At 57.0% G+C, this 12,230-nt stretch carries 7 protein-coding genes and 1 pseudogene; 6 read left to right on the top strand and 2 right to left on the bottom strand.

The window, feature by feature from the left end; translation table 11 throughout:
- The first annotated feature begins 4 nt into the window (after positions 1-4).
- From ACA041_RS18285 to ACA041_RS18265, 5 genes and pseudogenes are all read left to right on the top strand, one after another.
- Positions 5-4,243, top strand: a complete 4,239-nt coding sequence (locus tag ACA041_RS18285; protein ID WP_497435195.1) for an RHS repeat-associated core domain-containing protein — start codon at positions 5-7, stop codon at positions 4,241-4,243.
- The gene (locus ACA041_RS18280; RefSeq protein ID WP_497435190.1) at positions 4,240-4,527 is read left to right on the top strand and encodes a hypothetical protein; all 288 of its coding nucleotides are present in this window, start codon (positions 4,240-4,242) and stop codon (positions 4,525-4,527) included. The genes ACA041_RS18285 and ACA041_RS18280 overlap by 4 nt, the downstream gene beginning before the upstream one ends.
- A 351-nt stretch (positions 4,528-4,878) precedes the next feature.
- Complete coding sequence (locus ACA041_RS18275) at positions 4,879-5,424, top strand: hypothetical protein (protein WP_497442109.1); 546 nt, start codon at positions 4,879-4,881, stop codon at positions 5,422-5,424.
- Positions 5,325-6,514: pseudogene (locus ACA041_RS18270) on the top strand (RHS repeat-associated core domain-containing protein); the annotation flags it as partial. The gene ACA041_RS18275 and the pseudogene ACA041_RS18270, both read left to right, overlap by 100 nt.
- Positions 6,515-6,516: 2 nt before the next feature.
- Entirely contained in the window at positions 6,517-7,107 is a 591-nt protein-coding gene (locus ACA041_RS18265; RefSeq protein WP_497435185.1) for a hypothetical protein, read from the top strand.
- A 637-nt stretch (positions 7,108-7,744) separates the two neighbouring features.
- On the opposite strand, the gene ACA041_RS18260 is transcribed toward ACA041_RS18265, so the two are convergent.
- Positions 7,745-8,377, bottom strand: coding sequence for a response regulator (locus tag ACA041_RS18260; RefSeq protein WP_497435180.1), 633 nt, complete (start codon positions 8,375-8,377; stop codon positions 7,745-7,747).
- A gap of 32 nt (positions 8,378-8,409) precedes the next feature.
- Entirely contained in the window at positions 8,410-9,777 is a 1,368-nt protein-coding gene (locus tag ACA041_RS18255; protein WP_497435177.1) for a cache domain-containing protein, read from the bottom strand.
- A gap of 394 nt (positions 9,778-10,171) precedes the next feature.
- Here ACA041_RS18255 and ACA041_RS18250 point away from each other — a divergent pair, with 394 nt between their 5' ends.
- Positions 10,172-12,229, top strand: a complete 2,058-nt coding sequence (locus ACA041_RS18250; protein ID WP_497435173.1) for a carbon starvation CstA family protein — start codon at positions 10,172-10,174, stop codon at positions 12,227-12,229.
- Position 12,230: the final 1 nt, after the last annotated feature.

The raw sequence follows: 12,230 nt of genomic DNA, 5'->3' as shown, positions 1-12,230 counted from the left end.
GGTCATGTTTGAAGCCGCAAGGTTTGGCGATGAAATCGACCACACCAGTGCCCTGGGCGGGTTTCTGATTGGTGCCGCGCTCGGGATTGCTCTGATTGCCACGGTCGCTATCGCGACGTTCACCTGTGGGTTTGGGGTGGCTTTGTTGGCGGGTCTTGCGGCAGGCGTAGGAGGTAGCCTGCTCACCGCCGCAGGGGAGGCGATAGGGAGTAGTTTTTCCTCGCCCTCCGGGACCATCGTCATCGCTTCGGCGAATGTATTCATCAATAGCCGCAAGGCTGCCCATGTCGAAAAAAGCATTGGCGCCTGCGACAAGCATCCCGGTCCGGTACAAGTCGCAGAAGGCTCGACCAACGTCTTCATCAATGGCACTGCGGCAGCGCGCAAGGGCGACAAGATCACCTGCGGTGCAAAGATATCCAGCGGTTCGGACAACGTGTTCATCGGCGGAGGCACCCATCGTTACCTGCCAGTAGACGACGAGATTCCCGGCTGGCTACGAACTACGGTGGATATCCTGATGGCGGTCGCTGGCGCAGCCGGCGGTATCGCCCAACTGATCAAGGCGGGCACCCAGGCCGGCATGAAAGCCGTTATGCCCTGCGTGTTGAAATTCACCGCCGGGTTCGTGGCCGGTGAAGTGGCCAGCCGCTACGTCGTCGGGCCAGCCATCGAGCGCGCGGTCGGTGGCCTGGTGGGCAACCCCGTCGATGCCACCACCGGGCGCAAGGTCATCCCCGACGAAACCGACTTCAGCCTCCCGGGCCTGATGCCCATCGACTGGTCACGCTTCTATGCCAGCGACTTGAGCGTCGACAGCGTGCTCGGCAAGGGCTGGGTCTTGCCGTGGGAACAAAGCCTGCGTCGCAGTGGCCGCTTCGTCTACCTGACCGACAATCAGGGCCGCATCGTGCCGTTCGTGGACCTGCAGCCGGGCCAACGCATCTACAACCCGCACGAACAGGTCTATCTGGTTTGCACCGAAGGCGGACATTACCTGCTGCAAACCCTCGACAACATCTTCTTCTATTTCGGCGAAGTGCCGGACGACAACGCCCCTGTGCCGCTGCAGCGCATCGAAAACGGCCTGGGCCATTTCCTGCATTTCACCCGCACGGTCGAAGGCACCCTGACCGACATCAGCGCCACCGGCGGTATTCGGGTTCACCTGCATTACGACAATCCACTGGGTCGCCTGACCGATGTCAAACGCGTCGTCGACAACCAGGCCGTCGAAACCCTGGTGCAGTATCGCTACGACGATAACGGCCAGCTCATCGAAGTGATCAATCGCAACAGCGATTCGGTCCGCCGCTTCAGCTACACCGATGGCGTCATGGCCAGTCACAGCAACGCTCTGGGGCTGACTTGCCATTACCGCTGGGAAATCCTCGGTGACCAGCCCCGCGTAGTGGAACACCGGGCCAGCGATGGCGAACATTTCCATTTCCGCTACGACATAAAAGCGCGCACCACCTGGATCACCGATGTGCTCGGGCGCGAAGCCGAGATTTACTACAACGGCGATCATCGTGTCATTGCCAGTCGCGACTTCGGTGGCGAGCGCTACGTCATCGACATCGACGACACTGGCAACATGACCGGCCTTACGCTGCCCGACGGCAATGCCGTCAAGCTCAAGTACGACGAATACGCCCGACTGGTCGAAGAAACCGACCCGCTGGGCCGCAAGATCAACTACCAGTATCACCACCTGACGACCCTGGTCACCCAGGTCGATTACCCCGACGGCAGCACCTGGAAAGCCCGCTACGACGCCAAGGGCAACCTCATCGCCGAAGTCGACGCGCTGGGCAACAAGACCGAATACCTCAACAGCGACGACGGTCTGCCGCACACCATCATCGACGCCACGCACAAATCCAAATACCTGTGGTGGAACACCCTGGCCCAGGTCGAGCGCTTTCAGGACTGCTCGGGTAAAAACACCCATTACCGCTTCGACGATCGCCACCACCTGATCGCCGTCACCGATGCCCTGAACCAGACCACCACCCTGGAACGCAAACCCGACGGCGAAGTGCTGCACATCCAGCACCCGGACGGCAGCGCCGAATCCTTCACCTACAACGCCCTCGGCCAGGTCCTGACGCACACCGACGGGAAAGGCCAGACCACGCGCCTGCTGCGCACCGCCCGCGGCCTGCCAAGCAGTCGCCAGGACGCCGAGGGCCAGCGCATCCGCTACGAATACGACCAGGCCATTCGCCTGACCGCGCTGGTCAATGAAAACAATGCGGCTTACCAGTTTGCCTACGACGCTTCCGACCGCCTGGTTGAAGAAAAACGCATCGACAACCTGACCCGACAGTTCAGCTACAACCTCGGCGGGCACCTGACGCGAGTTGATGAAATCGGCTACGGCGAACGCGGCGAACGTCCACAGCGCCATACCGAATTCGAACGCGACCCAATCGGCCGACTGCTGGCCAAACTCAACGCCGATGCGCGGCAGGATTACACCTACGACGACGGCGATCGCTTGCTGTCCATCGAGCGCCTGCCCACCGCCAACGGTAAAAAGCTTGGCGTCAGCGAAGAGCGACTCGATTTCGCCTACGACCTGCTGGGCCGCCTGATCAATGAGACCACGCCGCAAGGCGCTCTGTCCTACGACTACGACCCGCTGAGCAACCTGACCACGCTGACCCTTCCCAGCGGCCAACAGCTGAACCACCTGTACTATGGCAGTGGCCACCTGCACCAGCTCAACCTCGACGGCCAGCTGATCAGCGACATGGAACGCGACGACCTACACCGCGAAGTCCTGCGCACCCAGGGCACTCTCACCAGCTGCTTCGGCTACGACGCCATGGGCCGCAAGGCCTGGCAGTTCGCCTCGACCCTGCCGGCGGAAAAACTCTCGCAGATCCACAACCCCGGCATACAGCCCGGCCTGCTGGTCGAGCACGCCTACAACCCGATCCACCGCCGTCACCAGTACGACCCGGCCGGCGAACTGACCCGCACCCTCGACAAGCTGCGCGGCGAGATCAAGTACGACTATGAAGCCAATGGTCAACTGCACAGCCGCGACACCGGCAAGCTGGTGGACAGCGAAGAATTCCGCTACGACGCGGCGGCGAACCGGCTGAACTTCAACACCAGCCAGTTTGATCATGTGAAGGACAACCGGATCAAGCAGTGGCGGGATCAGGAATATGCCTACGATGCGTGGGGCAACCTGATTGAAAAGCGCAGTGGTTTGAGCCGGCTGCAGACGTTCAGTTATGACGGTGAGAATCGGCTGGTCAAGGCCGAGACCTTGGTGAATGGCAAGCTGGAAAGCAGCGGTGCCTATCGTTATGACAGCCTGGGACGGCGGGTGGCCAAGGTGTCAGCGGTCAACGGGGTTGTCGAACAGAAGCATTTCCTGTGGCAAGGCTTGCGCCTGTTGCGCGAGGAAACGCCGGGGCAGAGCAGCCTCTACCTCTACGAGCCGGGCAGTTATGCACCGTTGGCACGGGTGGACCAGACTGAAGGTGGGGAGCAGAAGCTCTACTACTTTCATACCGACCAGATTGGTACGCCGCTGGAGATGACGGATCGGGAGGGGCGGATTGTTTGGCAGGCGACGTACAAGGCGTGGGGCTCGGTGGAAAAGCTTCAGATCGATGAAGTCGAACAGAACCTGCGGTTTCAGGGGCAGTATTTCGACGACGAGACGGGGCTGCACTACAATACGTTTCGGTATTACGATCCGGAGGTGGGGCGGTTTATTACGCAGGATCCGGTAGGATTGAGAGGGAGTTTTAATCTTTACTCGTATGCTACGAATTCTCTTGCCTATATCGATCCCCTGGGTTTAAGTGCTTGTTCTGCTGTCGGTCCGCCTCGGGCCCATCAATATGCAGGTGTTAAAGATGCCTCTGCCTACTTGAAAAGCAAAGGTGTTCCACGAACGTTTAGAAAGCAAGTTTTAGAGTCTTTTGAGAGGGAGACTATTAAAGTTAGACCTGCATCGGCCAATGAATATGGGCTGAGATATTTCGACGGCGTTAACGCTAAGGCAGAAGGACGCTATTTGTTTGAGGCTTTTCCTGCGACTAGACAAAGCTTGGCTGTAAAGACGGAGTGGAACCAAATGACTAAAATCGCTCAGTTCAAAGTTTCCCCAGGAGCGACAATCATAGAGGGAAGGGCATCTGCTCAAGGTGTAGGATTACCAGGTGGGCAAGTGCAGAAATACATCACTGACTTATCGGATTTGTTGGCGCCATGAAAAATCGAAATAAAGCAATTGAGAAAATCGAGCGAGCTGTTAAAGGTATCGAAGACGCGATACACCAGAGAAGGCAAGACGTCTTAGCTGTAACAACTATAGAGCAGCTTACTAAATTTAAAGAATGCTTCCTGCATATTTTGAAATCGATTTCATTGGGAGATATTCCAGAAAAAAATAATCGCGACTTGGGTATTTCGAGAGTGGTTGTGGATCAGTGGCCATTTGATCTTGATCTAGGGTTGTTTATTGTTGAGGCGGAGCAGGCTTACAAAAGCCTATAAGAATTTTACTAAATAAAATTTATAAGAAAAATGTCCGTAGCGCAGAGGCGAGAGGTATTAGTGGAAAAATCGCCGTCACCAGTACGACCCGGCCGGCGAACTGACCCGCACCCTCGACAAGCTGCGCGGCGAGATCAAGTACGACTATGAAGCCAATGGTCAGACGCCATTAGCCCAGAAGTGCCAGCCTGGCTTGAGCGGGCGGTATTGGTGGTGGGTTTAGCTAGTGCGTTTGTGCTGGCCAGTCCGGTCATTGTAGTTGCCGGGCTTGTAGGCGGTGTTGCAGGTGGTCTCGGAGGTAATTGGGCTGGCGGCAAGCTGTATGGTGAAGGCTCTGATGAGCAGAAGTTGATGGCGTTTGGTGGTGCGTTGCTTGGGGGCGGACTGGGGGCGAAGGGCGGTAAATGGTTTGATGCGCGGTATGAGATTAAGGTTCAGGGGGTGGGGTCGAATCTTGGAAATGTGAAGATTGTTCCGAAAGGTGCGACTAGAGTTGCTAATATTGCCGAATCAGAGGGTGCATTAGGCCGTGCGTCTCAAGCCAAAGCAGAACTACCGCAGGGTAAAAAATATAAGGTAAAGACTGTATCCTCTAATGATAAAAAAACTCTAAGCGGCTGGGGTAACAAGAAGCCGCAAGGGTATGAAAAGGTTTCTGCAGAACAAGTAAAAGCTAAATCCGTAGAAATTGGCCATGAGGTTAAATCTCATCCATGTGATAGAGACTATGAAGGCCAGTATTTTTCGTCTCATGCAGAAAAGCAAATGTCTCTAGCGAGCCCGGATCATCCGGTAGGAGATACGAGTACGAAGCCAACGGCCAACTGCACAGCCGCGATACCGGCAAGTTGGTGGGCAGTGAGGAGTTCAGGTACGACGCGGCGGCGAACCGGTTGAACTTCAACACCAGTCAGTTCGATCACGTCAAAGACAACCGGATTAACCAGTGGCGCGATCAGGAGTACAGTTACGACCCATGGGGCAACTTGATCGAGAAACGCGTTGGTCTGACTACCCTGCACACCTTTAGCTACGACTGTGAAAACCGCCTCGTCAAAGCGGAGACACTGGTTAACAGCAAGCTCGAAAGTATTGGCACGTATCGCTATGACAGCCTCGGTCGACGGGTAGGCAAGACCTCAATCGTTAGCGGCAATACCCAGCACAAAATCTTCCTCTGGCAAGGCCTGCGCATGCTGCGCGAGGAAGCGCCTGGGCAGAGCAGCCTGTACATCTACGAGCCCGGCAGCTATGCGCCGTTGGCCCGCGTTGATCAAAGCGAAGGCGAGGAGCACAAGCTCTACTACTTCCACACCGACGACCAGATCGGCACACCGCTGGAAATGACCGACGTCGAGGGCCAGATCGTTTGGCAGGCGACGTAAAAGGCGTGGGGTTCCATCGAAACGCTGGCGGTGAACGAGGTTGAGCAGAACCTGAGGTTTCAGGGGCAGTATTTCGACGACGAAACGGGGCTGCACTACAATACTTTTCGGTATTACGATCCGCAGGTTGGGCGGTTTATTACGCAGGATCCGATTGGGTTGGCGGGTGGGGATAATCTTTATAGGTACGCACCAAGCTCCATTGGGTGGATTGATCCATTAGGACTCTCTTGTGGCTCTGACGCTAAGGTGCTAAAGGGAATCTGGGCCAAAGCCCTGTCGGAGGTGGGCAGTACGATGCTCATCACATTATTATGTCTAACTCGAAAGATCCTAGAATGATAGCTCTTCGCGACAAGATGAAAGAGCTTGATATCGATATTAATGACAAGCGTAACGGAATCTGGTTGCCTAATACTGAGGCGGCGAGAGTCCCTGGCACGACTGCAACACCCCATAAGGGAGCTGGCGTGCATAGTAATGTGTATAAGCAACATGTGTTTGATACGTTGTCGGAGCAAAACACAAGAAGTGATTTCTGGAGTAGTTTGGGGGATATCAAGAAATCTTTGGCTGAAGGCACTAATTTTAAGGTGTTGTGATTATGGAATATTCCGATCTGAAAGATATAAAAAATGAACTGCTACAAAAAATCCAAGATGAAGACTTTCTAAACAGTTTTATGAATGAGCTTCAGTCTGACCAAATATTATGGGTTAGCGGGCCTTCATTTACTATTGTGCCGCTTGAGCTTGAAATGTCAGGAGTTAAGCCGGCCAAGATTTCAAGTAAAGAGCCGAAAAATAAAAAAAATGTAACTAAGAACTATTTGTTAGATGGCAGAATAATAAAGATTGAAAGCTATAATTCGAATGCTACTTTGCATGAGGTCGAACTGTTTAGGTTTTCTGCGGAGAGAATTTATTCTCTCCGCAGAAACAAACATGATGAAATAGTTTGGCTAAAAGCTATTGAATTGGTCGGGAATGAGGTGTTACGGGCCTGTCGTGTTGATGCTGATATGGAGTATTGGGCGTATAGATACAGGTGGAGTGCCAGCAAAGTACGTGACATTATTACATTGGCAAGTAATAGCGTGGCAGGTGTGGTGATAAAAGTTGAGTATGATTTCGATGGTTCAGTAGATAGGCTTTTTTTTACGGTGGAAGGGAAGGACGTCGATATATACCCTTAAGGATGCGCTAAAGTCACTGACGATCAGGATCGCACCATCCCGTTTACGAACGTGTGAACGTATTTTTATCTGGTGAATAACGAGAGCTTAACTATAACTCAGGATGATAAATACAAAGTCTTATGGTAAGCGCCGAGAGTGATATTGTAAGAGAAATAGTAACATCTGAGGCGTATCAACAAGTTGTTGCCGATCTTATATCGGAAATTAAGATTTCCGTTGAAGCTGATTATGAAGATGTTTTAGTTAGACTAGATGCTGCCAAAACTCAAAGGGCCGGCCTTGATGAGGCGCCCGACATTCATGGCCAGCACTGTCGTTCGATCGCTAAGGGCCGTTCATTTCACTGATATTGCCAGGAGTTCATCATGAGTTTTTCATTGGCTGTCCAGGAGTTCCGCAACGCCTTGCCCGGCACTGACGCGTTCAAACGCGGTGGCATATGCCGGGAGTCGGGGGCTGGTTTGAACTGAGCAGGACGGCTAGCCTGTCAGGCGGTTCAGCAACCCCTGTGGGAGCGGGCTTGCTCGCGAAGGCGTCGTGTCAGTCGACATCGATGTTGAATGATTGACCGCATTCGCGAGCAAGCCCGCTCCCACAGGGATGTGATTGAGGCCGGGTTTTGCGTCGAGACTTTCTAGCGCGAAATGATCCCGTGATCGATCGCGTACTTGACCAGCGCCGCCGGTTTATCAATGTTGAGTTTGCGCCGGATGCTCAGGCGATGGGTTTCCACGGTGCGCACACTGATATCCAGTTCCCGGGCCATTTCCTTGTTGTTCAGGCCTTGGGCCATTTTGTACAGCACCTGGCTCTCACGAGGCGTCAGTTCGTTGTCGGTGCTTTTGTCTGCAATCAGCCGCTGGGCGATTTCGGCGCTGTAGAAGGTGCCGCCACTGGCGATGGCTTCGATTGCCGCGATGATTTCCCGGGACGGCGAGTTCTTCAGCACATAACCGCTGGCCCCGGCGCGCACGGACTCGCTCACGTATTCATTATTGTCGTACATGCTCAGCACCAGCACCTTGAGCGCCGGGTACTGGCTGCGCAGCACCCGGGTCAGTTCCAGCCCGTTCATGTCCTTGAGGCTGATGTCGACCAGCAACAGGTCCGGCTGGCAGCGGCCGACCATTTCAATTGCGTCCGCGCCGTTCTCGGCTTCGCCCACCACTTCCAGAGGTGCCATGACCGCCAGCAGCGCTTTGATCCCGTCGCGGACCAGGGAGTGATCGTCGACCAGGGCGACGCGGATCGGGTAGGGCAGGTTCATTGCAGGCATTCACTCTTGTAGTGGGGGACGACTCAGCTTTGTGTGCCGGGCATTTTCATCGGCAGCAGGACGTCCAGTTCACTTCTTCCCGGCATCGAGGTCAGGGCGAATTGGCCACCGAAATGTTCGACACGTTCGCGGATATTACGCAGGCCGATGCCGGCGTGGCGACGTTCGACCTCGGCGACGTTGAAGCCGATACCGTCATCGACCACTGTCAGGCGTACGCAGCCTTCAGCGCCGTGCAGAGTAATGGAAACGTTGCTCGCGCGGGCGTGACGTTCGATATTGGTCAGGCCTTCCTGGACGATGCGAAACAGCGAGACCGCGGCGCCGTCGACCAGGTCGCAGGCGAATTCATTGTCGTCGTAGGTCACCACCAGGCCGCTGCGTTGCTCGAATTCGGCGGCCAGTTGGCCGATTGCTGCCGGCAGGCCCAGGGTGTCGAGCAAGGATGAGCGCAGGTCGTGGGACAGGCTGCGAACTTCGCCGATCGCATCCCCCAGGCGTTGCGTGGCTTCTCTTAGAATGCCCAGGCCCTTGTCTTGTCCCTGGCCATTCTCCAACACATGGCTGGCCAGTTCGAACTGGAACTTGATGGAGACCAGGACCTGGCTGATGCCGTCGTGCAGTTCACGGGACACCCGGGATCGCTCTTCTTCCTGCAGGCTGACGATGCGCTGGGTCAGGCGCTGCAGCTTTTTGTCGGCCAGCCGGTGTTCGCTGACGTTCAGCGTCATACCGCTGGCGAACACCAACAGCACCGCCACCAGGGCCACGGCGGCAATCGCCAGCATGGTCTTGCGGATGCCCATGGCCACTTCGTCGCGGGCCTGCTGGGTGGCGCGTTCGACGTCCTCCAGGTAGATGCCGGTGCCAAGCATCCAGCCCCAGCGATCCAGCATCACCACGTAGGCGAGCTTGTCGGTGACCTGGCCGGAGGAGGGTTTGTTCCAGGCGTAGCGCTGGAAGCCTTCGCCGGATTGCGCAGTGGTGAGCAAGGCCTGGATCACCGGCAGGCCGTGGGGGTCTTTCATGTCCCACAAGTCTTTGCCGACCAGATCCGACTGGCGCGCGTGCATCAGGCTGCGACCCTCGCGGTCGTAGACGAAGAAATAGCCGTTGACGCCGAAGCTGAGCTTGCGCAGTTCTTCCAGCACTTGTTGTTGGGCGCGTGCGTCACCGTGGCCGTCGTCGTACAGCGGGTCGATCAGGCTCTGCGCCATTTCGACGTAGTTTTTCAGTTCGGCGCGCTTGCTGGCCAGAATGCTGTCTTCGATCAGTTGCGCCTGTTGATCGCCCAGTTGACGGTTCAGGGAGATGACCAGGGCGCAGATGACGGCGATCGCCAGTACCAGCGGCAGGATGCCGAGCGCGACGATTTTGTGTTTGAGCTGCATCTGGGCTCCTGACCGGGCCGAAGGCGATGGCCCGGCATCATATGCCAAAGATGTGCGCGGCCAGTAGCGGTGGTGGACGGAATGACCTGGTGCGGTGTCCGTCAATTGAAATGCAAAACCCCCTGTGGGAGCGAGCCTGCTCGCGAAAGCGCCCTATCAGGCAACATCGATGTTGAATGTGAGGCCGCATTCGCGAGCAGGCTCGCTCCCACAGGGGTTTTGCGTTTTAACAGACAGACCGGGGTGGTCTACGTAGAACTACGTAGAGGGCGCGTACGTAGTAACGCGGATTTATTTGTGGACGGCATGCGCGGATATTGGGCCAGCTCCGCTCAGCGGACACAATTATAAAAATTACCGCCGCAGTCCACTGGCTGTCGGCAGGAGACCCACTATGCCCCGTCTGGCTAAACACCTCGCCTGGTTTGCCGTGGCTGTCCTGGGAGCGTTCGCGCTGAGTGTCGTGGCCCTGCGCCGCGGCGAAGCCATCAACGCCCTGTGGATCGTCGTCGCAGCAGTTGCCATCTACCTCGTCGCCTACCGCTACTACAGTCTGTTCATCGCCAATAAAGTGATGCAGCTGGACCCCAATCGCGCTACGCCCGCCGTGCTCAACAATGACGGCCTGGACTTCGTGCCGACCAACAAACACGTGCTCTTCGGTCACCACTTTGCGGCCATTGCCGGCGCAGGGCCGCTGGTCGGTCCGGTGCTGGCGGCGCAGATGGGCTATCTGCCCGGCACGCTGTGGCTGATTGCCGGGGTGGTGCTGGCAGGTGCGGTGCAGGACTTCATGGTCCTGTTCCTGTCCACCCGGCGCAATGGCCGTTCCCTGGGTGATATGGTGCGTGAGGAAATGGGCCGCATCCCCGGCACCATCGCCTTGTTCGGCTGCTTCCTGATCATGATCATCATCCTCGCGGTGCTGGCGCTGATCGTGGTCAAGGCCCTGGCCGAAAGCCCATGGGGCATGTTCACGGTGATGGCAACCATCCCGATCGCGATGTTCATGGGCATCTACATGCGCTACATCCGCCCGGGTCGCATCGGTGAAATCTCGGTGATCGGTGTCGCGCTGTTGCTGGGTTCGATCTGGCTGGGCGGGCAGATTGCCGCCGATCCGGTCTGGGCCAAAGCGTTCAGCTTCACCGGCGTGCAGATCACCTGGATGCTGATCGGCTACGGTTTCGTCGCGGCGGTGTTGCCGGTGTGGCTGATCCTGGCCCCCCGTGACTACCTGTCGACCTTCCTCAAGATCGGCACCATCGTCGCCCTGGCGATTGGCATCCTGGTCACCATGCCCGAGCTGAAAATGCCGGCACTGACCCAGTTCATCGACGGCACCGGGCCGGTGTGGAAGGGCGGTCTGTTCCCGTTCCTGTTCATCACCATCGCCTGTGGCGCGGTCTCGGGTTTCCATGCGCTGATCGCTTCGGGCACCACGCCGAAGTTGCTGGCCAGCGAAGGCCATGCCCGTTATATCGGTTACGGCGGCATGCTGATGGAGTCCTTCGTGGCCATCATGGCCATGGTTGCCGCTTCGGTGATCGAGCCGGGCGTGTACTTCGCCATGAACAGCCCGGCAGCGATTGTCGGCTCCGATGCTGTAACGGTGGCGCAGACCGTCAGCAGTTGGGGTTTTGCCATTACCCCGGAAGCCCTGCAAGCCGTGGCCAAGGACATCGGTGAAACCACCATCCTGGCCCGTGCCGGCGGTGCGCCGACCCTGGCGGTCGGTATCGCGCAGATCCTGCACAGTGTCCTGCCGGGTGAAAATACCATGGCGTTCTGGTACCACTTTGCGATCCTGTTCGAAGCGCTGTTCATCCTGACCGCGGTCGACGCCGGTACCCGTGCCGGACGCTTCATGCTGCAGGACTTGCTCGGCTCCTTCGTCCCGGCGCTGAAACGCACCGAATCCTGGACCGCCAACCTGATCGCCACTGCCGGTTGCGTGGCGATGTGGGGTTACCTGCTGTACCAGGGGGTGATCGATCCGCTGGGCGGCATCAATACCTTGTGGCCGCTGTTCGGCATCTCCAACCAGATGCTGGCCGGGATCGCGCTGATGCTGGCGACCGTGGTGCTGATCAAAATGAAGCGCCAGCGCTACGTCTGGGTCACCATGCTGCCAGCGGTGTGGCTGCTGATCTGCACCACCACCGCCGGCTTCATCAAGCTGTTCGACGCGAACCCGGCGATCGGCTTCCTCGCGCTGGCGAAGAAATACAGCGATGCATTGGCCAACGGCCAGGTGCTGGCGCCGGCCAAGAACATCGAGCAGATGCAACATGTGGTCTACAACGCCTACACCAACGCCACGCTGACGGCGCTGTTCCTGTTCGTGGTCTTCAGCATCCTGTTCTTTGCCCTCAAGGTCGGCATCGCCGCCTGGGGTACCAAGGAACGTACGGATAAAGAAGCACCGTTCCAGGCTCTGCCAGATGCTTGAT

The organism is Pseudomonas sp. LBUM1676 (assembly GCF_059695605.1).
The sequence above is the reverse complement of the archived record's forward strand: the minus strand, read 5'-3'. Positions and strand labels throughout refer to the sequence as shown.